This is a genomic window from Exiguobacterium sp. s16, assembly GCF_018618115.1.
In the GTDB taxonomy this organism is placed as follows: domain Bacteria; phylum Bacillota; class Bacilli; order Exiguobacteriales; family Exiguobacteriaceae; genus Exiguobacterium; species Exiguobacterium mexicanum_A.
Genome location: NZ_JACSLM010000001.1, coordinates 454,024 through 476,560, shown reverse-complemented (window position 1 = coordinate 476,560; position 22,537 = coordinate 454,024). Strand labels below are relative to the sequence as shown.

At 54.2% G+C, this 22,537-nt stretch carries 23 protein-coding genes; 1 reads left to right on the top strand and 22 read right to left on the bottom strand.

All coding sequences use genetic code 11. The annotated features are described in order from the left end of the window. Positions 1 to 2: 2 nt before the first annotated feature. From hslU to smc, 21 genes are all read right to left on the bottom strand, one after another. On the bottom strand, positions 3 to 1,373 hold the full coding sequence (gene hslU, locus KNP86_RS02465) for an ATP-dependent protease ATPase subunit HslU (protein WP_214752713.1): 1,371 nt from the start codon (positions 1,371 to 1,373) through the stop codon (positions 3 to 5). Then, positions 1,370 to 1,918: an ATP-dependent protease subunit HslV gene (gene hslV / locus KNP86_RS02460; RefSeq protein WP_214752711.1), complete on the bottom strand. Its 549-nt coding sequence runs from the start codon at positions 1,916 to 1,918 to the stop codon at positions 1,370 to 1,372. The genes hslU and hslV overlap by 4 nt, the downstream gene beginning before the upstream one ends. A gap of 11 nt (positions 1,919 to 1,929) precedes the next feature. Next, positions 1,930 to 2,811 carry a tyrosine-type recombinase/integrase gene (locus KNP86_RS02455; RefSeq protein WP_214752710.1) on the bottom strand — a complete coding sequence of 294 codons (882 nt, stop codon included), beginning with the start codon at positions 2,809 to 2,811 and terminating at the stop codon, positions 1,930 to 1,932. A gap of 186 nt (positions 2,812 to 2,997) precedes the next feature. Further along, positions 2,998 to 4,356, bottom strand: a complete 1,359-nt coding sequence (gene trmFO / locus KNP86_RS02450; RefSeq protein ID WP_214752708.1) for an FADH(2)-oxidizing methylenetetrahydrofolate--tRNA-(uracil(54)-C(5))-methyltransferase TrmFO — start codon at positions 4,354 to 4,356, stop codon at positions 2,998 to 3,000. Next, positions 4,308 to 6,404 (bottom strand): type I DNA topoisomerase, encoded by a 2,097-nt coding sequence (topA, locus tag KNP86_RS02445; protein WP_214752706.1) that lies wholly within the window; start codon positions 6,402 to 6,404, stop codon positions 4,308 to 4,310. Before topA ends, trmFO begins: the two co-directional genes overlap by 49 nt. Before the next feature lie 66 nt (positions 6,405 to 6,470). Continuing rightward, complete coding sequence (gene dprA / locus KNP86_RS02440) at positions 6,471 to 7,262, bottom strand: DNA-processing protein DprA (RefSeq protein ID WP_214707451.1); 792 nt, start codon at positions 7,260 to 7,262, stop codon at positions 6,471 to 6,473. Positions 7,263 to 7,317: 55 nt separating this feature from the next. Beyond that, complete coding sequence (gene sucD / locus KNP86_RS02435) at positions 7,318 to 8,235, bottom strand: succinate--CoA ligase subunit alpha (RefSeq protein WP_034777173.1); 918 nt, start codon at positions 8,233 to 8,235, stop codon at positions 7,318 to 7,320. Positions 8,236 to 8,247: 12 nt separating this feature from the next. Further along, positions 8,248 to 9,408 (bottom strand): ADP-forming succinate--CoA ligase subunit beta, encoded by a 1,161-nt coding sequence (gene sucC, locus KNP86_RS02430; RefSeq protein WP_034777171.1) that lies wholly within the window; start codon positions 9,406 to 9,408, stop codon positions 8,248 to 8,250. Positions 9,409 to 9,519: 111 nt separating this feature from the next. Continuing rightward, the gene (locus tag KNP86_RS02425; RefSeq protein ID WP_034777170.1) at positions 9,520 to 9,789 is read right to left on the bottom strand and encodes an EscU/YscU/HrcU family type III secretion system export apparatus switch protein; all 270 of its coding nucleotides are present in this window, start codon (positions 9,787 to 9,789) and stop codon (positions 9,520 to 9,522) included. Further along, positions 9,786 to 10,634, bottom strand: coding sequence for a hypothetical protein (locus KNP86_RS02420; protein WP_214752704.1), 849 nt, complete (start codon positions 10,632 to 10,634; stop codon positions 9,786 to 9,788). The genes KNP86_RS02425 and KNP86_RS02420 overlap by 4 nt, the downstream gene beginning before the upstream one ends. A gap of 11 nt (positions 10,635 to 10,645) precedes the next feature. Further along, entirely contained in the window at positions 10,646 to 11,398 is a 753-nt protein-coding gene (locus tag KNP86_RS02415) for a ribonuclease HII (protein WP_214752702.1), read from the bottom strand. A 41-nt stretch (positions 11,399 to 11,439) separates the two neighbouring features. Then, positions 11,440 to 12,300 carry a ribosome biogenesis GTPase YlqF gene (ylqF, locus tag KNP86_RS02410; RefSeq protein ID WP_138859614.1) on the bottom strand — a complete coding sequence of 287 codons (861 nt, stop codon included), beginning with the start codon at positions 12,298 to 12,300 and terminating at the stop codon, positions 11,440 to 11,442. A gap of 12 nt (positions 12,301 to 12,312) precedes the next feature. After that, complete coding sequence (gene lepB / locus KNP86_RS02405) at positions 12,313 to 12,855, bottom strand: signal peptidase I (protein ID WP_034777162.1); 543 nt, start codon at positions 12,853 to 12,855, stop codon at positions 12,313 to 12,315. Positions 12,856 to 12,937: 82 nt separating this feature from the next. Next, positions 12,938 to 13,291 (bottom strand): 50S ribosomal protein L19, encoded by a 354-nt coding sequence (gene rplS / locus KNP86_RS02400; RefSeq protein ID WP_015881369.1) that lies wholly within the window; start codon positions 13,289 to 13,291, stop codon positions 12,938 to 12,940. 114 nt (positions 13,292 to 13,405) lie between these two features. Beyond that, the gene (gene trmD, locus KNP86_RS02395; protein ID WP_214707443.1) at positions 13,406 to 14,122 is read right to left on the bottom strand and encodes a tRNA (guanosine(37)-N1)-methyltransferase TrmD; all 717 of its coding nucleotides are present in this window, start codon (positions 14,120 to 14,122) and stop codon (positions 13,406 to 13,408) included. Continuing rightward, a complete protein-coding gene (gene rimM / locus KNP86_RS02390; protein WP_214752701.1) occupies positions 14,112 to 14,627 on the bottom strand; it encodes a ribosome maturation factor RimM in 516 nt (171 codons plus the stop codon). Before rimM ends, trmD begins: the two co-directional genes overlap by 11 nt. A 53-nt stretch (positions 14,628 to 14,680) precedes the next feature. Beyond that, the gene (gene rpsP, locus KNP86_RS02385) at positions 14,681 to 14,956 is read right to left on the bottom strand and encodes a 30S ribosomal protein S16 (protein WP_021067098.1); all 276 of its coding nucleotides are present in this window, start codon (positions 14,954 to 14,956) and stop codon (positions 14,681 to 14,683) included. 81 nt (positions 14,957 to 15,037) lie between these two features. Further along, positions 15,038 to 16,378 carry a signal recognition particle protein gene (gene ffh / locus KNP86_RS02380; RefSeq protein ID WP_034777156.1) on the bottom strand — a complete coding sequence of 447 codons (1,341 nt, stop codon included), beginning with the start codon at positions 16,376 to 16,378 and terminating at the stop codon, positions 15,038 to 15,040. 11 nt (positions 16,379 to 16,389) lie between these two features. Next, positions 16,390 to 16,713, bottom strand: coding sequence for a putative DNA-binding protein (locus KNP86_RS02375; protein WP_034777154.1), 324 nt, complete (start codon positions 16,711 to 16,713; stop codon positions 16,390 to 16,392). 96 nt (positions 16,714 to 16,809) lie between these two features. Further along, positions 16,810 to 17,811: a signal recognition particle-docking protein FtsY gene (ftsY, locus tag KNP86_RS02370; protein WP_034777152.1), complete on the bottom strand. Its 1,002-nt coding sequence runs from the start codon at positions 17,809 to 17,811 to the stop codon at positions 16,810 to 16,812. Then, positions 17,808 to 21,365 carry a chromosome segregation protein SMC gene (smc, locus tag KNP86_RS02365; RefSeq protein WP_214752699.1) on the bottom strand — a complete coding sequence of 1,186 codons (3,558 nt, stop codon included), beginning with the start codon at positions 21,363 to 21,365 and terminating at the stop codon, positions 17,808 to 17,810. Before smc ends, ftsY begins: the two co-directional genes overlap by 4 nt. A gap of 115 nt (positions 21,366 to 21,480) precedes the next feature. On the opposite strand from smc, the gene KNP86_RS02360 reads away from it, so the two are divergent. After that, positions 21,481 to 21,675, top strand: a complete 195-nt coding sequence (locus KNP86_RS02360) for a DUF1128 family protein (RefSeq protein ID WP_021067093.1) — start codon at positions 21,481 to 21,483, stop codon at positions 21,673 to 21,675. Between the two features lie 46 nt (positions 21,676 to 21,721). Here the strand turns inward: KNP86_RS02360 and rnc are convergent, their stop codons facing one another. After that, positions 21,722 to 22,501 carry a ribonuclease III gene (gene rnc / locus KNP86_RS02355; RefSeq protein WP_214752698.1) on the bottom strand — a complete coding sequence of 260 codons (780 nt, stop codon included), beginning with the start codon at positions 22,499 to 22,501 and terminating at the stop codon, positions 21,722 to 21,724. Positions 22,502 to 22,537 lie beyond the last annotated feature (36 nt).

The window sequence follows — 22,537 nt, the reverse complement described above, 5'->3', positions numbered from 1 at the left end:
TCTTATAGTATAAATTGGCTCAAGTCTCGATCTTCCGCGATCGATCCGACTTTTTCTTTCACATAAGCCGGTGTGATTTGAACGTGTGTCTGCGGCATATCGGCCGCCTCGAACGACAAGTCCTCAAGCACGCGCTCCATGATCGTGTACAAGCGGCGGGCCCCGATGTCGTCCGTCTCTCGGTTGACGTGCGTGGCGATACGAGCGATCTCTTCGATGGCCGAATGCGTGAACTCGACACTGATCTCCTCAGACTCGAGAAGAGCGGTGTACTGCTTGATGAGTGCTTGGGACGGCTCGGTCAAGATCTTGACGAAGTCTTCTTCGGTCAAGCTGCCCAATTCGACGCGAATCGGGAACCGACCTTGAAGTTCAGGAATCAAATCGGACGGTTTGGCCATATGGAACGCGCCGGCGGCGATAAACAGCACGTGGTCCGTCTTGACCGGGCCATACTTCGTCACGACGGTCGACCCTTCGACGATTGGGAGGATGTCACGTTGGACCCCTTCCCGCGAGACACCGGCGTGATCTTGCGACTTCGTCGCAATCTTGTCGATCTCATCGACGAAGATGATGCCCATCTGTTCACTGCGGCGGACGGCCTCGTCATGAACCTCGTTCATGTCGAGCAAGTTCTCCGCTTCTTCAGCGACGATGAGCGGTCGTGCTTCACGGACTGGCAGTTTGCGCTTTTTCCGTTTTTTCGGCACGATTTGACCGAGCATGTCTTGGAGATTCGATAACCCTTCCATGCCTTGTCCTTGGAACAAGTCGACGGTCTGTTTTTCTTCGAGGTTGACCTCAATCAACCGTTCTTCGAGCTCACCAAGTTCAAGCAAGCGGCGCAGTTGCGCGCGATCGGACGACTGTGTGCTCGTCGGTTCCTCGGTCTTTTGACCTTGACCCCCGAACAGCGCCTCAAACGGATTGGATGCGGTCGGCTCGACCTTGGCTTTCCCTTGCAGGGCGTCGAGGATGCGTTCGGTCGCTGCGACCTCGGCTTGTTCTTTCACGCCCTCTTTCTTCTCTTCCTTCACGAGACGGACCGAATCTTCGACGAGGTCCCGGACCATCGACTCGACGTCACGGCCGACATAACCGACTTCCGTGAACTTCGTCGCTTCGACTTTGACGAACGGTGCGCCGACGAGTTTGGCCAACCGTCGCGCAATCTCCGTTTTCCCGACACCGGTCGGTCCGATCATCAAGATATTCTTCGGTGTCACTTCATCGCGCAAGTCGGCGCTCAGTTTTTGACGCCGATAGCGATTGCGGAGCGCGATCGCGACCGCGCGCTTCGCATCTTTCTGTCCGATGACGAAGCGGTCTAACTCCGCTACGATTTGGCGGGGTGTCAGTTCACGTTTCATTCAGAATCGCCTCCGATCGTTTCTACGATGACTTGGTCGTTCGTGTAGACGCACAGTTCCCCGGCAATCTCGAGAGCGGCACGGGCTATGTCTTCTGCTGTTTTCTCCGGCGAATGCCGCACGAGGGCACGTCCGGCGGCGAGGGCGTAGTTCCCGCCCGAACCGATGGCCAAGATGCCGTCGTCCGGTTCAATCACTTCCCCGTTCCCAGACACGAGCAATAAGTGATCGCTGTCCATGACGATCAACAACGCCTCAAGTTGGCGGAGCATCTTATCCCCACGCCACTCCTTGGCCAGCTCGACGGCCGCACGCGGCAAGTTTCCGTTGTACATCTCAAGCTTCGATTCAAACTTTTCGAAAAGGGTGAACGCGTCGGCGACGCTGCCGGCGAATCCGGCGACGACTTTGCCGCCATAAAGACGTCGTACTTTTTTGGCCTTGTTTTTCATGATGACGGCGTTCCCGAACGTGACTTGTCCGTCTCCGCTCATCGCGCCGTGTCCGTTATGGCGGACCGCGAAAATCGTGGTTGCATGAAACATCTGATGACCTCCTACTTTCTCGGATGTGTAGCTTGATAGACCGCTCGCAGACGCTCGGTCGAGACGTGGGTATAACGTCCGGTCGTGGAGAGCGACTCGTGTCCGAGCAGTTCCTGGACGGCGCGAAGGTCCGCCCCGCGCTCGAGCAGGTCCGTCGCAAAACTGTGACGGAGTGAGTGTGGCGTCAACGGCTTGTGAAGGCCTCCCAGCTTCCGGAGTCGCTTCATGACGTAGCGAATTTGGTCCGTTGTCACCCGATTCCCTTTTTGACTGAGAAATAATGCCGTTTCCTGAGTCGTCGCGCACGTTTGCCGCATGTCTACGTAACGGTCGAGCGCCGTGATGGCGAACTGCCCGATTGGGATGTAACGTTCTTTCTTCCCTTTCCCGACGACATGGACGAACGCGAGGCCCGCATCGTAGGACGACACGTCCATGCCGCACAACTCGGCGACACGCATGCCTGTCCCGTACAACATCTCGACGATCGCGACATCACGTGCCCGTAGGAATGGGTCGTCTTGCCCTTCGGCTGCCTTCAAAAGCTGTTCGACCTCGCTCGGCACGGCGAACGTCGGTAGCGTCTTTCGCCGTTTCGGTGACGTCAAACCATGAAACAACGGTTCACCGCCCGTTTCACGTGCCACAAATTTCCCGAATTGTTTGAGACACGATACTTTTTGGGCGACCGTCGTCGTGGCGGTGTCTGCCTCATAAAGAGCATATAAATAACGCCGCGCCGACTGCACATCATAAGGATCTTGATGTGTCGATTGGCAATAAACGGCGTACTGGTCGAGCGTCTGCTCGTAAGAGCGTTTTGTATGAGGAGACAGTCGGCGTTCGACTTGGCAATAGCGCAAAAACGATTGTTGATCGTCAACGAATCTCATCCTCTCGCCTCCTCGTTTTCAGCTTAAAAACGCATGTTCCCGTCAAATCGAAATTAGCATAGCATACACAGTCAGAGGTGACAATAGATACCTCTTCAATAATCTGAAAATTTTCAAAGTGTTGTACAAATTACACAATTGAAATTTAGATTCATCAAAAAGGAGCCAAAAAATGGCTCCTTTCCCTTAAATCTCTTTATACTGTTCAATCGTTTCGAGGGCACGGTTCGCGTAGCGCTCGTAACGTTCTTGTTTCTTCATCTTCTTCGGAGCGTCTTCAAGCGACGGCACGAGACCGAAGTTCGCGTTCATCGGTTGGAAGTGTTTCCCGTCCGTTGTCGTGATGTAGTGCGCCATCGAACCGAGCATCGTCTCACGCGGGAGAACGACGAGCTCTTCCCCAGCGATCAGCTTCGCCGCGTTGATCCCGGCGAGGAGACCGGAGGCCGCCGACTCGACATACCCTTCGACACCGGTCATCTGGCCGGCAAAGAACAACGTGTCGCGTGTGCGGGCCTGATACGTCGGTTTCAAGAGGCTCGGTGAGTTGATGAACGTGTTCCGGTGCATGACACCGTAACGCACGATCTCGGCGTTCTCAAGACCTGGAATCAATTGAATGATTCGTTTCTGTTCGCCCCATTTCAGGTGCGTCTGGAAACCAACCAAGTTGAAGAGCGTCCCGGCCGAGTTATCTTGCCGCAATTGCACGACCGCATGCGGACGTTTGCCCGTCTTTGGATCTTCAAGGCCGACCGGCTTCATCGGTCCGAACAAGAGCGTCTTCTTGCCGCGTTGGGCGAGTACTTCAAACGGCATGCAGCCTTCGAAGTAAATCTCTTTCTCGAACTCTTTGAGCGGGACGACTTCGGCTTTGACGAGTTCGTCATAGAACAAGTCGAACTCCTCTTCTGTCATCGGACAGTTGAGGTAGGCCGCTTCGCCCTTATCGTAACGTGACTTCAAGTAAACCTTGTCCCGGTCGATCGTCTCGCCGTCCAAGATTGGAGCGGCTGCGTCGTAGAAGTACAAATAGTCTTCACCAGTGAACGCTTTGAGCGAAGCCGAAAGGTCAGGCGATGTGAGCGGCCCGGTCGCCATGATGACGATCCCGTCCGGAATCGCCGTGATCTCTTCGTTGTGCACGGTCACGTTCGGATGGTTTTTCAACGTGTCGGTCACGAATCCTGCGAAGTCGTGACGGTCGACGGCGAGAGCGCCGCCGGCCGGTACGCTCGCCGTATCCGCCGCTTTCAAGATGAGCGAGTCGAGCGTACGCATCTCTTCCTTCAAGACACCGACCGCATTTTGGAGCCCGTTCGCCCGGAGCGAGTTCGAGCAGACCAATTCCGCGAATTGGTCCGTATGGTGTGCCGGCGTCTTTCGCACCGGTCTCATTTCATACAAATCGACTTGAATCCCGCGCTTCGCGAGTTGCCAAGCCGCCTCGGAGCCGGCGAGGCCCGCTCCGATCACAGTTACACGTTGCTGCAAAGTTAATCCTCCTCTAACTGATGTACCTCGGCATGGGTACAGTTCGTACATTGATATTTCACGCCGTCTTTGATTTTTTTCTCGACCATCATCTTACCACATTCCGGACACGGTTTCGCGACCGGTTTGTCCCATGAGACGAAGTCGCAGTCTGGATAGTTCGAGCAGCCGTAGAATAGACGACCTTTTTTACTGCGTCGTTCGACGACTTGTCCGTCTTTGCAGCTCGGACATGGGACGCCGATCTCGACTTGTACCGGTTTCGTGTTCGTACAGTTCGGGAAGTTCGAGCACGCCATAAATTTACCGTAGCGGCCCATTTTGATGACCATCGGCGCACCGCATACTTCACAGTCGATGCCAGCCGGTTCATCTTTCACTTCAATCTTCTCGATCTCGGCCTCGGCCCGTTTCAAGCGTTTCTCGAAACTGCGATAGATTGGGGCAACGACGTCGGTCCATTGGACTTCCTCGTTCTCGATCGAGTCGAGGAGCGTCTCCATGTCGGCCGTGAACTGTACGGTGATGAAATCGTTGAAATACTCGTCAATCATCTCGATAACAAGTTCACCGAGCTCCGTCGGGACGAACTTCTTCTCTTCGAGGACGACGTAGCCGCGTTTTTGAATCGTGTCGAGCGTCGGTGCATATGTCGACGGACGACCGATCCCGAGCTCTTCCATCGCCCGGACGAGCCGTGCCTCGCTATAACGCGGCGGCGGTTGGGTGAAGTGCTGTTTCGGCTCGATCGTGTCGAACTTGACGAGGTCGTCGACTTCGAGCGGTGGGAGCAATCCTTCTTTTTCTGGATTCGTATCTTCGATATCATCATCTTTCGATTCGATATACACTTTCATGAAACCTGGGAATTTGACGGTCGACCCGTTGGCACGGAAAATCATGCCGTTCGATTCGACGTCGATTTTTACCGTGTCGAGGATGGCCGGCGCCATTTGGCTCGCCACGAGACGTTCCCAAATCAACTTGTACAGTCGGAGCTGGTCGCGTGACAGGTATGCTTTGACCGAGGCCGGGTCACGTAACGCCGATGTCGGACGAATCGCTTCGTGGGCATCCTGGGCGTTTGCCGCCTTCTTCTCTTTTTGTTTCTGCAATGCGACGTACTCTTCTCCGAATGTGGATTCGATATACGATTTCGCTTCTTCTTTCGCCAAATCTGAGATCCGTGTCGAATCGGTACGCATATACGTGATCAAACCGACGGTACCTTCTTTCTTACCGAGGTCAATCCCTTCGTAAAGCTGTTGCGCGAGCATCATCGTTTTCTTGGCACGGAAGTTGAGCTTACGGGCCGCATCCTGTTGGAGCGAACTTGTCGTAAACGGGAGCGAGGCGTTCCGCTTCCGCTCTTTCTTCGTGACATCGATGACTTTGAACGAGTCGTCGATCGCGTTGAGCACCGCGTCGGCGTCTGCCTCGCTCTTGAGCTCCAGTTTCTTCCCGTCTTTCCCATAAAACGAAGTCTCGAACAATTCGCCTTCATGGTTGAGCATGAGTTTGATCGTCCAATACTCTTCTGGGTCGAAGGCGTTGATCTCCCGCTCCCGGTCGATGATCATTTTGACGGCCACTGATTGGACACGTCCGGCCGATAAGCCTTTTTTGACTTTCTTCCATAATAATGGGCTCATCCCGTATCCGACGAGACGATCCAAAATTCGCCGCGCTTGTTGGGCGTCGACGAGATCGTGATTGATTTTACGTGGGTGCTTGAATGACTCCTTGATCGCATCTTTCGTGATCTCGTTAAAGACGACCCGACATTCTGTCGTTTCGTCGACACCGAGGGCACGCGCTAGATGCCAGGCGATCGCTTCCCCTTCGCGATCCGGGTCAGCCGCGAGAAAGATTTTCGTCGCTTTTTTGGCTGCCGTCTTCAATTCTTTCAAAACTGGGCCTTTTCCACGAATCGTAATGTACTTCGGTTCAAAGTCATGTTCCACGTCGACACCGAGTTGACTTTTCGGTAAATCGATAACGTGACCCATTGACGCTTTGACCGTGTAATTCGATCCTAAATAACGTTTAATTGTCTTTGCTTTCGCCGGTGATTCGACGATCACCAAATATTTTGCCATACATCTGCTCCCCTTTTAGAGGTCGTTTTAAATCCCTACCATAATATTCATGTTGTCGCTAGTTTGTCAACGTCCAATCCTTGAACGCATTAGAATTTGGTCGGAAGTCGTCAATGGAATCGCCCCGTCCTCAATCAATCGATTCGGACCTGCCGCGAGCGGATCAAGCGGGCTTCCAGGTACCGCAAACACCGTCTTTCCTTGCTCGAGCGCATGTCCGACCGTATTCATCGTCCCGCTCTTCTGACGGGCCTGAATGACGACGAGCTGATCGCCGAGTCCGCTGACGAGACGATTACGTTCTAAAAATTGAAATTTTTTGACAGGTGTTTCCGGTGGGTATTCGGTGAGGAGTAACCCGTGTCTCGAAATTCGTTCGAACAGTGGCGCATGCGCTTGAGGATACATGTGTGAAAAGCCCGCTCCGAGGACAGCGATTGTCGGACGGTTATGCTGGAGTGCCAACTCATGGACGAGACCATCGATGCCGAGCGCACCGCCCGATACCGAGACAGTTTCTTCTATTAAAGGGTAGAAATGCTCGACGAGACGATGGCTGATGCGATTCAATTCACGGCTTCCGACCAAAGCGGTCGTTTGTTGTTGTAGTACCTCTAAATCGCCTCGGTAAAACAAACAATACGGAGGGTTCGGAATGTCGAGCAACGCGCGCGGGAACGCGTCGTCTTCCCACGTCAAAAAACGGTCGTACGTGACCGTTGAACGAAGCGCCCGTTTTGCTTTGTTCCAGACGTTCGGATGGAAGGGACGAGTGCTCGAACCCGGATGCGATAAGTAATGATGGACGAACTCGACCGGCAGCCGTTCAGCCGCGAATCGAGCGATTGTTTGATTCATCACAATCACCTCTAAAAAAATGAGGGATGGCGCGCATCCCTCATTTCCGAATGGTTTACGTGGTCGGTTGACCCGTCACGCAAGCTTCATACAATCCTTCTTGCTTCAACACCCGGATGAGCGTCTCTCCGATGACGGCAGGCGTCTCGGCGACTTCGATCCCGTTGGCGTTCAACGTCTTGATTTTCTCGGCGGCCGTTCCTTTTCCGCCTGAGATGATGGCGCCCGCATGGCCCATCCGTTTCCCTTCAGGAGCGGTTTGACCACCGATGAAGCCGATGACTGGCTTCGTCATGTTCGCCTTCACCCATTCGGCGGCTTCTTCTTCGGCCGTTCCACCGATTTCACCGATCATGATGACCGCTTTCGTGTCCTCATCTTCGTTGAACGCTTGGAGCGTATCGATGAAGTTCGTCCCGTTGACCGGGTCTCCACCGATTCCGACCGCTGTCGATTGTCCAATCCCGGCCGTCGTCAACTGATGGACCGCCTCGTACGTGAGCGTCCCTGAACGCGAGACGATACCGACGTGGCCTTTCGTATGGATATAGCCTGGCATGATGCCAAGTTTTGCTTCCCCTGGCGTGATGATTCCCGGGCAGTTCGGTCCGATGAGACGGGCCGGTTTGTCCTCGAGGTAACGTTTCACTTGAATCATGTCGATGACCGGGATGCCTTCTGTGATACAGATGATCAGTTCAATCCCGCTATCGGCCGCTTCCATGATTGAATCGGCTGCGAAAGCCGGTGGTACGTAGATGATCGATGCGTTCGCGCCCGTTGCTTCAACGGCCTCTGACACCGTGTTGAAGACTGGTACGCCGTCAAGTACGGTCGTGCCACCTTTTCCAGGTGTCACGCCTCCGACCAATTTTGTGTTATAAGCCAGCATCTGTTCGCCGTGGAACAGACCTTGTTTCCCCGTGATCCCTTGAATGATCACTTTTGTATCTTGATTCGCCCAAATACTCATGTCGTTTCCCCCTTATCGAACGAGTGCCGCGATTTTTTCTGCACCGTCAGCCATCGAGCTCGCCGAAGTGATCGCAAGTCCAGATTCATCGAGAATGCGTCGTCCCGCATCCACGTTCGTGCCTTCTAAACGGACGACGAGTGGTAAATCGAGACCGATTTCTTTCGTCGCCGCGACGATACCTTCAGCGATGATGTCACATTTCATGATGCCACCGAAGATGTTGACGAAAATGCCTTTGACTTGGTCGTCTGACAAAATCAATTTGAACGCTTCCGTTACTTTTTCTTTCGTCGCACCGCCGCCTACATCGAGGAAGTTAGCGGGTTCGGCGCCGTAGTGCTTGATGATATCCATCGTCGCCATAGCGAGACCGGCTCCGTTGACGAGGCAACCAATATTTCCATCGAGCGCGATATAGCTGAGGTCGTGTTTCGACGCCTCGACTTCACGCGGGTCTTCTTCCGTCGTGTCACGAAGATCGACGATGTCTGTATGACGATAGAGCGCGTTGCTGTCGAAGTTGAGCTTCGCATCGAGGGCGATGACGTTTCCGTCTTTCGTCGTGACGAGCGGGTTGATCTCTGCGATCGTACAATCCGTCTCGACATACACTTTGTACAGTTTCATGACCATGTCACTGAACTTGTTGACGAGCTTGGTCGGCACTTCCATCTTGAAGGCAAGACGACGCGCTTGGAACGGACGGAGTCCGACGACCGGGTCGACGACTTCTTTATGAATTTTTTCTGGCGTATGTTCAGCGACTTCTTCGATGTCCATACCGCCTTCTGATGAACCCATGATGACAATTCGGCCGATCGAACGGTCAAGCACAAGTCCTAAGTAAAATTCTTGATCAATCGCAGATCCTTCTTCGATGTAAAGGCGTTGCACGACTTTCCCTTCAGGTCCAGTCTGGTGCGTGACGAGCGTCTTGCCGAGAATCTCTGACGCATACTGTTTGACTTCCTCATCCGTCTTCGCAAGTTTGACACCGCCGGCTTTCCCGCGGCCCCCTGCGTGAATCTGGGCTTTGACAACTTTTAGTTCACCGTCTAGCTTGGCAGCGGCTGTAACTGCTTCTTCAACACTAAACGCCGGATAGCCCGTAGGTACGGCCACTCCGAACGCACGAAGCAATTCTTTCGCCTGATACTCATGGATATTCATTTCGTTTCCCCCTTAGTCCCCTTTAATATCGGCACGTCTATTGTAACGAAAAACTGAAAGCGCTGTCTATCGTTCTTGCTTTAAGTTTTCATCTTTTTTTCACATCTACCCCTAGACATCTTCGATTTTTCCTTGTTCCATCTGATAAAGAAACACGAAAAGCTCGGCGATGACCTGATAAAGGTCGTCCGGGATATGCTCCTCAATCTGTAAAGCGGACAATAGTGACAATAGCGCCGGGTCCTCATGGATCGGGACCCCGTTCTCCTGCGCGAGCGCGAGCATGCGCTCGGCGACGAGTCCGCCCCCTTTGGCGACGACACGCGGGGAATCCATCGATTGCTCGTAGGACAAGGCGATCGCTTGCTTACGGTCCGTCATATGCGTTGGTCCACCTTTCCGAGCGGGGCGAACGTGTCTGGCACGGATTCCCGCTTTTCTTCGAAAGAGAAGCGTGACAGTTCATAGCCGCTCGCTTCAAGCGCCTTGCTGAGCGACGGCTCATAAGCGTTGACGAACGGGCTCAAATTGTGCCGTTCATTGAACACTTTGATCGTGACGTGTCGCTTTTGGACGAGCAGATCGATACCCGTCTCTCCAAACTTCGGTGTCTCCAAAAATAGGACGATGCGTGCGTGGTCGGCGTCAATCATCTCGCCCTTCGGCGCCTCGAGGCGGAATCGGACTTGTTCAAACGGTCCTAATTGCGGTATGTGAAATGCTTGAGCGACGTATGGCGGCGTCTGAAGGGCATTGAACGTCTCCTGTGCCCGGACGAACTGCTCGAACTTCGGGTCCCCTTTCGCTTTGAACAATTCGCCGATGAGTTGCTTCACATCCGACCCGGCTCCGCTCTCGAGCAGTTGACGCCCTTGCGCCTGAAGCGATTCAGGCGTGTCGAGCGGCTGACGGGCGAGCCGTCCGAGTTCCGAACTTAAAAGGGCGAGCGGGGACCGTGCTGCTTGCGCAAGGGCTTCTGCTTGTTGCGGCACGACTTTCAAGACGAGCTTCGGTTCGAGCTCGGTGACGACCATCTTGTACGTGACATTCTCTTTGACGTCAGCGTTCACCCCGACCCGGAACAAGCCTTGCGGCAGTTGCATGACCGCCTCGCCGCCCGGCAGCAGCTGGAGCACCCGACCGACGACCGTATTGCCGATGAGCAATTGCCGCGAATTCTGTTCCGTGACTTTGAACGGCATGACGCCTTGATGATCGATCCGCATGATGACCCCTCCTACATATGTTTAATCGGCGCGAACGATTTTCGGTGGATTGGCGTGATCCCATGTTCCGCTAGTCCGGCCAAGTGCGCTTTCGTCCCGTAACCGGCGTTCTGTTCGAAACCGTAGCCGGGATAGAGGACGGCGTAGTCTTCCATCATGTTGTCACGGACGACTTTGGCGACGACGCTCGCCGCCGCGATCGATACGCTCCGGGCGTCGCCTTTGATGAGCGATTGTTGCGGGACGTCGAGCTCGAGCGTCATCGCGTCAATCAAGAGCGCATCGACTTCACCGAGTTGCCGGACCGCCTCCATCATCGCGAGTTTCGTCGCCTCGTAAATGTTGACGCGGTCAATCACGTCGGCGTCGACGATGCCGACGCCGACCATGGCCTCGTCCATGAGGGCCCGATACGCGACTTCACGTGCTGATGGCGACATCAGTTTCGAGTCGTTCAAGCCCGGATGATAAAATCCTTCCGGCAAGATGACGGCCGCGGCGACGACCGGACCGGCGAGCGGTCCTCGACCGACCTCATCGACGCCACCGATGCGGACGTAGCCGTTTGCCTTCAACTCGTCCTCGAACACGCTCCGGGCCGCATAATCGTCCTGGCGCTCACGTTCGACCTTGAACTGGCGCTCACGCTGCCTGAGCAACGTCTGGACGCCTGCGCGCGGGTCATCCTTCAGTTCGGCCCGGACTGCTTCCCACTCTTCATATCGGACCGTCTGTAGCCGTTGTTTAATCGCTTGAATCGTCATGCTGTTCCTCCTATTCAAAAAAGCCCTGTTTGCACAGGACTTCACGCCATGTCATGGTCGGCCGGTGTCTCAAGAGAGACCCGTCCGATTTTCTCATGACGTAGTTCGTTCAATAGTAATTCGCTCGCCTTCTCGAAATCGACGTAGCCGCCGCTGACGAGTCCACGTTTCTTCCCGATCAATTCGAGCAGTTCGACGGCGTCTTCCGGCAGTTGATCGATTTTGAATCGCTCTTTCACCTGTTCTGGATAGCGGGCCGATAGCTCACGGGCCGCATAGAGCGCGATATCATCAAGGTTCAAAATATCGTCCTTGATGGCACCGGTCGCCGCCAAGCGATAACCGACCATCTGGTCCTCGAACTTCGGCCACAGAATCCCCGGCGTATCGAGCAATTCCATCTCGCCGCCCTTCATCTTGATCCATTGCTGACGCTTAGTGACACCCGGACGGTCGCCAGTGACAGCGATATTGCGTCCAGCGAGGCGGTTGATGAGCGTCGATTTCCCGACGTTCGGGATGCCGATGATGAGGGCGCGGATCGGACCGGGATTCCGGCCTTTCTCACGCATGCGGTCATGCTTTTCTTGCATGAGCTTCTCGGCGCCCGACATGAGCTGCTTCAAGCCTTTGCTATGTTTCGCGTCGACGGCGACGACCTCGACGTCGTCACGCTTCAAGGCGCGGAGCCAGGCGTCGGTGACGACGGGATCGGCCATATCGGCTTTATTCAAGACGATGAGACGCGGTTTGCCTTCTGTGATCTCATCGACCATCGGGTTACGGCTCGATTGTGGGACGCGTGCATCGACGAGTTCGATGACGACATCGATGAGCTTTAACTTTTCTGTTACTTGTCTTCGTGCCTTGGCCATGTGGCCAGGGAACCATTGAATTGCCAAAAAAACACCACCTTATTCTTGTACGGTCCCGAAATCGCCGAGCGGCCAGAACACGAAGTTCGTTTTGCCGACGACGTCCTCTTTCGGGACAAAGCCGATTTCACGGCTGTCTTTCGAGTTTTGTCGATTGTCACCCATCACGAAGTACGAACCTTCCGGGACGACTGTTTCGCCCGTCACTTGTTCGAGCGTGAAGTTTTCGGTAAGAGGAAAGCCGTTCATCTGGGCCTGGAAATCCTCTAAATACGGTTCTTCGACCGCTTCGCCGTTCAAGTAAAGCGTATCGTCCCGATATTCGAGCGTGTCGCCAGGAATGGCGATGACGCGTTTAATATAGTCTTTTGATTCCGTCGCGTGGAAGACGATAATATCGCCCCGATCGAGCTCACCGACGTAGTTCGAAATTTTGCTGACGATCATGCGATCGGCATTTTGGAGCGTCGGCATCATTGACTCTCCCTCGACGATGACAGGTACAAAGATGAACGTCCGGATCACGAACGCGATGACGAGCGCCACGACGATCGCCTTAAGCCAACTGAACACTTCTTTCAACTTGCCTCACTCCTCTGTCCGTTTGAACTTATTGTACTAGAAAAAAAGAAGCTTGTCGCAAGCGACAAGCTTAATCCCCATCTTAACGACGGATTTCTTTAATACGTGCTGCTTTACCGCGAAGGTTGCGGAGGTAGTAGAGTTTCGCACGACGGACTTTACCGTAACGAACGACTTCGATTTGCGCGACACGCGGTGAGTGAAGCGGGAATGCACGCTCAACACCTACGCCGTAAGAAATCTTACGGACTGTGAATGTTTCGCTGATGCCGCCACCTTTACGCTTAATGACAACGCCTTCGAAGATCTGGATACGCTCACGCGTTCCCTCTACGACTTTAACGTGGACACGTACTGTGTCACCAGGACGGAAAGCAGGTACGTCCGATTTGAATTGTTCTTCTGTGATTTCACGGAACAGTTTTTGTGTGTTCATGAATTGTTCTCCTTTTTCTTCAATGTTCATATCTTCATCTGCCCAAGCATCCAACAGCGGAACATCGGTAATCGGTGGGGGTTAACCCACATGCTCAAACATAGCATAATTTGGTCAATCGCGCAACGATTCAATGAATTTTTTATCCGCCTTCGACAGGTCGATTTGCTCGAGCAGTTCCGGCCGCCGTCGATACGTGCGTTCAAGTGACCGTTCACGACGCCACGTCTCGATGTTGGCATGATTGCCCGACAAGAGGACGTCCGGTACCTTGAGACCCCGGAAGTCGGCTGGACGCGTATAGTGCGGATATTCGAGGAGTCCCGTCGAAAACGAGTCGTCCTCGTGGCTCGCCTGGTCGCCGAGCACTTCCGGGATGAGGCGCACCGTGGCATCGATCATAACCATCGCCGCGAGCTCACCGCCGGTCATGACGAAATCGCCGATTGACACTTCGTCCGTCGCGAGCTCGTCATGGATCCGTTGGTCGAACCCTTCATAATGACCGCACAAAAAGATGAGGTGTTCCTCGGACGCCCACTCTTCTGCCATTCGTTGATCAAAACGGCGTCCGGTCGGTGTCGTGACGATGACACGGGGACGCGTCTTCGCGATCGCGTCAAAGGCGTCAAAAATCGGTTGCGGGGTGAGTAGCATGCCCGCCCCGCCCCCGTACGGATAATCGTCGACTTTGTGGTGCTTGTTCGTCGAGAAGTCACGGAAGTTCGTGAACGCCATCTCGACGTGACCGAGCGTGCGCGCCCGTCCGACGATCGAATGATCGAGCGGGGCGAACATCTCAGGGAATAAGGTTAAGACATCAATCTTCATCGTCGATCATTCCCGGAATCGGGGTGATGACGACACGTTTCGCCTCGACATCGATGTCGCTCACGACCGATTCGATGTACGGGATGAGCGCATCCGACTTGCCAGGACGTTTGATGACCCAGACGTCGTTCGCGCCGGTCTCGAAGATGTCATCGACGACTCCGATGACCTCACCATCGACGACAGCCTCACAGCCGATAATCTCATGGTAATAAAACTCATGTTCCGGCAACTCGTGGACGTGCTCGACGTGGACATACAGCTTCATCCCTTTATATTTCTCGACGAGATTGATATTCTCGAGCCCTTTGAACGTGACGAGATGGAACTGCTTGTGTGGACGATACGTCGTCACTTCGAACGGCACTTTCTTGCGGTCGATGTCTAAATAGAGCGTCTCGCCCTTCTTGAAGCGCTCCGCCGGAAAATCGGTCGCGGCGAGCAACTTCAATTCTCCTTTTAAGCCATGGGTGTTGGCGATCTTACCTACGTATAACCATTCCATTGTTATGCCTCCTCACAAAAATGGGCCGACCTCATAAAAGGTCGGCCACATCCTTACTTCGCGTTTTTCGCGTTGTGGAATTTCTCCATGATCCCTGCTTTAGAGAACAAGTTACGTACTGTGTCAGATGGCTTCGCGCCGTCTGCCAACCATTTGAGAGCGAGTTCTTCGTTGATGCGAACTTCTGCTTCTGGTTTTGCAACCGGGTTGTAGTGACCGAGTTGCTCGATGAAGCGGCCATCACGTGGTGAACGTGAATCAGCTACAACGATCCGGTAGAAAGGTGATTTGTTTGCGCCCATGCGCTTGAGACGAATTTTAACTGCCATGGTAATATACCTCCATCATGTGTTTAAGAATTGACAACTTCAATAGTATACTGCTTTTTTGTCCGACTGACAAAAGTTTTCTTAGAAGAATGGAAGGCCAAGACCTTTTTTCTTCCCTTTCATTTGTCCTGACATCTGCTTCATGAGCTTCTTCATGTCATCGAACTGTTTGATGAGACGGTTCACTTCCTGGATGGAGCGACCGCTCCCTTTTGCGATCCGCTTGCGACGACTCGCGTTGAGCACTTCAGGATTGGAGCGCTCATGCTTCGTCATCGAGCGAATGATCGCCTCGACATGATCAAGTTGCTTCTCGTCGATTTGGACGTTCTTCAACCCTTTCATCTTACCTGCACCAGGTAACATCGAGAGCAATTCATCAATCGGGCCCATGTTTTTCACTTGACCCAATTGCTCGATAAAATCATCGAACGTGAACGATGCGTCGCGAATTTTGCTTTCAAGCTCTTTCGCGGCATCTTGGTCCATCTGTGACTCGGCTTTTTCAATGAGCGTGAGCACGTCACCCATTCCAAGAATCCGTGACGCCATGCGTTCCGGGTGGAAAGGTTCGAGGGCATCCAACTTTTCACCGAGACCGACGAACTTAATCGGCGCTCCCGTGACTGCCTTGATTGAAAGGGCTGCCCCACCACGTGTGTCACCGTCGAGCTTCGTGAGCACGACGCCGGTGATTCCGAGTTTCTCATTGAAGCTATCGGCCACGTTGACCGCATCTTGACCCGTCATCGCATCGACGACGAGGAAGATTTCATTTGGTTTGGCAATCGTCTTCACGTTTTCGAGCTCGCCCATGAGCGTCTCGTCAATATGAAGTCGACCGGCCGTATCGATCAACACGAAATCGTGATGATTGGTTTTGGCGTACTCGAGCGCTTTTGTGACGATTTCTTCCGGCTTCACTTGGTCGCCAAGTGAGAACACCGGTAAATCGAGCTGCTTGCCGAGTGTCTCGAGCTGTTTGATGGCCGCAGGCCGATAAATATCTGCCGCGACGAGAAGTGGACTCCGGTTATGCTTTTTGCGAATCAAATTCGCGAGCTTACCGGTCGTCGTCGTTTTCCCCGCACCTTGTAACCCGACCATCATGACGACTGTCGGTGGTTTTGGGTTAAATGTGATTGGGACGACGTCGCTTCCCATCAAGTTCGTTAGCTCTTCATGAACGATTTTGACAACTTGTTGGCCAGGTGTCAACGATTTCATGACGTCTTGGCCGATGGCCCGTTCTTTCACGTCGTTGACGAACTGTTTGACCACTTTGAAGTTGACATCGGCTTCAAGGAGAGCGAGACGAACTTCTCTCATCATCTCTTTGACATCTGCTTCGGAAATTTTACCTTTCCCCCGCATTTTCGCCAGTGTCGATTGCAACCGTTCGGATAATCCTTCAAATGCCATGCTTCAGCCCCCTACTCTAAATTCTCAAGCGCCGAAATCGTTTCCGTCAAATCGGGCGAGTGCTCGACTTGACGTTTGAGCGTTTGAAGCAGTTGTTGCCGCTGTTCGAATTTCTCGAACAAGGCCAACTTCTCCTCATACTGCTCAAGCATCGCTTCGGTACGCTTTATGTTATCGTAGACCGCTTGACGGCTGACTTCAAACTCTTCCGCAATCTCTCCGAGCGAGTAGTCATCTAGGTAATAAAGAGACATATAGTTGCGCTGTTTCGGTGTGAGAAGCGCTTGATAAAAATCGAACAGATAGTTCATTCGATTCGTCTTTTCGAGCGACATGACCTCCACCTCCACATGTTAAGTGAAATCCCTTTACAACTACCAATAGTACAGCCGTCCCCACCTCTTGTCAAGTTTTTTTCTTAACAGTGAAAGTTAGGCGAGGTCATCGTTTGTCTGTTGTTTTTCTTCGAAGATGTCCCCGAATAATCCGTACACGAACTGTTCCGGGTCGAACGCCTGTAAATCATCAACTTTCTCACCGAGACCGACATATTTGACCGGGATATCGAGCTCGTTTCGAATCGCAAGCACGATCCCACCTTTAGCCGTCCCGTCGAGCTTCGTGAGGACGATCCCGCTCACGTTCGTCGCTTCTTTGAACGCTTTCGCTTGAACCATCGCGTTTTGTCCCGTTGTGGCATCTAACGCGAGCAATACCTCGTGCGGCCCGTTCGGTACTTCACGTTCGATGACGCGCTTCACTTTCTCGAGCTCTTTCATCAAGTTGACCTTGTTTTGCAAACGTCCGGCCGTGTCACAAATCAAGACGTCGACGCCGCGTGATTTCGCTGCCTGCACAGCGTCGAACACGACCGCGGCCGGGTCCGATCCTTCGGCTTGACGGATGACCGGGACTCCGACGCGTTCGCCCCAGACTTGGAGCTGATCGATGGCACCGGCCCGGAACGTGTCGCCTGCCGCGAGCATGACCGAACGCCCTTCCGACTTCAATTGATGGGCGAGTTTGCCGATCGTCGTCGTTTTGCCGACACCATTGACGCCGACGAACAAGATGACCGTCAATCCGTCCTGCATGTTCAACTCACGATCCGCCTCGTCTTCTTGGAGACGGTTCGCCACGACTTCGACGAGGGCGTCACGGACAGCGACCGGGTCTTTCAAATTGCGACGTTTCACTTCTTCTTTCAAATCTTCGACGAGGTCCATCGTCGTCGTCACGCCGACATCCGCTTGGATGAGCAAATCCTCGAGTTCATCGAAGAAATCCTCATCGACTTCGCGGAACCGATAGACGAGGTCGTTGACGGCACTGGCAAATCCGTCTCGTGTCTTCGTCAATCCGTCGGTAAACTTTTGCGACACCTCTTGTGTCGAGGTCGTCAATTTATCTTTTAACTTCTTAAAAAAACTCAACTTAATTCCTCCATCTCTTGTTCCGTCTCGACGACGCGCTTCGCTTCGGATAGTTCGACCGAAAGCACCTCGGAGACACCGTTTTGTTGCATCGTCACGCCGTAGAGCGTGTCCGCCGCCTCCATCGTCCCTTTACGGTGGGTGATGATGACGAATTGTGTATCGATTGAGAGCGTCCGGATATATTCCCCGAACCGATGGACGTTCGCCTCGTCGAGAGCCGCCTCGACTTCATCGAGCACACAGAACGGGACGGGTCTCGTTTTCAGGATGGCGAACAGAAGCGCGATCGCCGTCAAGGCCCGCTCTCCGCCGGATAACAGACTGAGCGTCTGCAACTTCTTCCCGGGCGGTTTGGCGACGATCTCGATGCCCGTGTTGAGCAGGTCGGACTCGTCGACTAGTTTCAAATCTGCCTCCCCCCCGCCGAACAGCTCGTTGAACGTCTGTTTAAAGTGACCACGAACGAGCGTGTACGTCTCTTTGAACAAGCGCGTCACTTCACGGTCCATCTCGGTGATGATGTCGTATAAATCCTCTTTGGCGCTGACGAGGTCGTCCCGTTGCTCGGACAAGAACATGAAGCGTTCATTGACGAGGTCGAACTCCTCGATCGCGTTCAAGTTGACCGGTCCGATTTCTTCGATTTGACGAACGAGCAGTTTGAACTCTTCTTTCGCCTCATCGAGCGGTATCGTGAGGGTCGGAAGCAAATCGAGGACGAGCCCTCGTTCCTCGAGCGCGTCGAGTTTCCACTTCCGCTTCAACTCGAGCTCGTTCGCCTCGGTCTCGAGCTTGCGGACATCCGCCTCGACCCGACGACGCACGTCCGACGCCTGTTGTTCACGCTGTCTGAGGATGCGATACGACTCTTCTTCGGCGTGGAGCTGTTTCGTATGCAACGCCATCCGCTCTTTCAATCCGTCCATCTGTTTGACCGCCTCGACGTGCTCGAGCTCGAGCTCGGCAGACGAGACGACCCGGCCGCTTGCCACATGTTCGAGCTCACGCTCGATCTGTCCGAGACGGGACGTCTGTTTAGCGACCTCGGCCTCGAGCCGCTCGACTTCTGCGCGGACGCGGTCGAGGTCGAGCATATTGCGTTGACGATCGAGTTCATTTTGACGAATGGCTGTCTGAAGTTGCCCCGTCGTCTCGGCGCCTTTGGCTTGCTCGCCGCGGAGCGCCTCGAGTTCGGTCCGAATCGAGGCTTGCAATGCATCAGTCGCCTCGAGTTCTTCGGCGAGCCTTGTCAACTCATTTGTGGCGGATGCGATTGTTTGGGCGTAACGCGCCATCTCATGGTCGAACAGTTCGAGTTGCGCTTTGGCGTCTTGCGACACCCGTTCCAAGTTTCTAAACGCCTGTTCCGTCGAACGGAGCGTCTCTTCGGCCTCGCGCTTCTTGAGCCTGAGCGTCTGGAGCGACGCACGCAGTCGGGACATCTCATCGGTGTACGTCGACACCCGCAACTGTTGCTCGTGAAGCATGGCCAACCCTTGCGTCAATCCTTGCTTCAAATCATCGAGTTCACGGGACTGGGTGAACAAGGCGACACCTTGCTTCCGGCTACCCCCGGTCATCGAACCGCCAACGTTGACGATATCCCCTTCGAGCGTGACGATGCGATAGCGATACCCCGTCGTCTTGGCGATCCGGTTGGCCACCTCGAGGGAATTGGCCACAATCACGGCGCCGAGGAGCGACCGTTTCAATTTCTCGTAGGCCGGGTCCGTCTCGACGAGGTCGGCGGCGATGCCGACGAATCCGTCGACTGATTCGAGACGGTGTGCGACTTCACTCGGGACGTAACGTTCCTTTACGCTCGTCATCGGTACGAACGTGGCTCGTCCGGCACTTGCTTTCCGTAATCGTTCAATCTCTCGGCGTCCGACCTCTTCCGTCTCGACGACGATATGTTGTTGCGTCTGACCGAGCGCCGTCTCGATGGCGGCCTCATAGGACGGGAGAACGCGAATCAATTCTGCGACGGCACCGAGCACGCCCGGTCCCCGTTCTTTCAAGACAAATTTGACCGCATGGAAATAGCCTTCGTACGACTGCTTCATCCGTTCGAGCAAGTCGATCCGGTCCTCGGTCTTCTGACGCCGGCGGTCAAGGTCGTGGTACGACTGCTCGGCCCGCGACAATTTGTCTCGAAGCGTCGCTTCCCGTTCGGTCAAATCAGCTTCTTCCGCCATGAGCGTCTCCCACGTGTCCCGAGCCTCGTCGAGACGAGCTTGTTCGGCCTCGAGTGATGCCGTCTGTTCGGTCCGCACGTCAAGGCGATCCTTGTTTTCACGAAGCAGACGAGCTTTCGCTTCTTCCGCTTGTTCGATATCGCGCCGTTCTCGCTTCTGTTGGTTGCTCAGCGTGGCCCGTGTCGTCGCCAACTCGAACGCTTCGCCTTGAAGCTGTTCGATTTCTGCGTTAAAGTCACGCGTCGCCGCCGTCAATTGCGCGTCAAGTTCGGCCCGTGCCGCTTCCACGGTATGTAACGCCTCAGCTTTTGACGCCATATCCGCGTTTGCCACGTTCAACTTCTGCGTCAACTGTTCGGTCTCTTCGGCCAATTCGACACGTTGGCGCTCGAGGCGTTCTTTCGTCTCCGCCCCGTGCTCTTCACGGGCTTTCGCGAGCTTGATCTCACCTGTCAACCGTTCCAGCTCGGTCGCTTGAGACCGTTCTTCTTGATGGAGCGTGTCGAGCGTTTCTCGATCTTTGGCGAGTGCCGCCTCAAGCGTCGTCCGCTCTTCTGAAATCGCGGTCAACGCGCCGTCTTGCTCGGCGAGATTCGTCTCGGCCGTCCGCAGTTGCTCGGACACACGAGCGATGCCCGTACCAAGTTCTGTGATCTCGGCGCCGAGAATACCCGTCTCGAGCTCATCGTGGCGCGCTTTGGCGACTTGATACTCGCGTGCGAGCGCGGCCTGCTCTCGGAGCGGTTCGACCCGATCGGCGAGTTCATACAAAATGTCATCGACCCGAGACAAGTTCAACTCGGTGTCTTGGAGCTTCCGTTCGGCTTGTTTTTTACGCTGCCGGTACTTCAACACCCCGGCCGCTTCTTCGATGACAGCCCGACGATCTTCCGGTTTCCCGGAGATGACTTGCTCGACCCGTCCTTGCCCGATGATGGCGAACGCATCGCGTGATAGGCCCGTATCCATGAACAGGTCGATCACATCTTTAAGCCGGCACGGCTTCTTGTTCATGAAGTAGTCGCTGTCGCCGCTCCGCGTGACGCGGCGCGTCACACTGACTTCTTCATATGGCAACCGCAAATGGGCGTCCGTGTTGTCTAGGACGAGCGTCACTTCGGCGACGTTGCGATGGTTCTCACCTTCACTGCCGGCAAAGATGACGTCTTCCATTTTCGCTCCGCGGAGCGATTTGGCCGACTGCTCACCGAGTACCCAGCGAACAGCGTCCGATATATTTGATTTTCCGCTCCCGTTCGGCCCAACCACGGCTGTGACGCCGGGACGAAAATCCAGTTCAATCCGCTTGGCAAACGATTTAAAGCCAGCGAGTTCGATTCGTTTTAAGTGCATCGTGACCATCCTATCCTCAGTAAGCATTCATTTGTTTATTTTACCACAGTTGCCAGTTCGTCAAAATGCTAGAATCATGCTATTCTAAAAAGAACTGTAGAAAGGGGTACGACCGATGACTAACGAACAAATGATTGAGGAAATTCTCGACAAAATGAACATCATCAACCGCGGCGCCATCAAAGCGGAAGAATATAACCGTGCCGACGCCTCGGCCGTCAAAGAGATTTACGACTACGTGATGAACCGCTCATCGCTGTCGATCTCTGAAGTGGATGGGATTGTCGAAGAACTCGGACAATTGACGTGATGAGATGACAGAAAAGGAGTGGACCCATTGAGGTCCACTCCTTTTCTTATAGGCCGGCGTACTGCCGGTTGAATTCGATCAACGCTTCTTTCGCCGCGAGTTGCTCGGCTTCTTTCTTCGATCGGCCGATGCCTTCGCCGACGATATCGTCTGACAGACGGGCATGGGCGACGAACTCCCGGCTATGGGCCGGACCACGCTCTTCGATAATCGTGTACGAGACAGGCCCGAGACCTTCTCGCTGGACGCTTTCTTGGAGCTGACTCTTATAATCGGTCTGTTCTTCAAACACACCGGCCAAGACTTTCGGAAAAACCGCTTCGGCGAGGAACTGTTCGACTGGTTCAATCCCTTGGTCCAGATAGAGCGCGCCGATGTATGACTCGAACACATCCGCGAGTAGCGCCGGACGCTTGCGTCCGCCGGTCAACTCTTCGCCTTTCCCAAGCAAGATAAAATCAGAGAAAGCATAGGCTTCCGCAAAGTTGACGAGTGACGGCTCACAGACGATGGCCGCCCGCAACTTCGTTAATTCCCCCTCGGAGCGCTCCGGATACGTCTCATACAAAAATCGAGACACCGTCAACTCGAGCACCGCGTCGCCTAAAAACTCTAAGCGCTCATTGTCTTTTTTCAGACCGCGTTGTTCGTTGACGTATGAGGAGTGGGTGAACGCTTGCATCAATAGGTCTTGGTTCGCGAATCGAACCGACAGCCGTTCTTCAAGTACTTTAAACTGCTCGAGAATCCGTGACCGCTCGAGCTCATTTCGCCGACGCCGTTGCGCCGACCCTTGACGGTCAAACCGTCGCTTGTCCTTTGTCATAATTCCCTCCGTGTATAAGCACAAGCCCACCGCTCA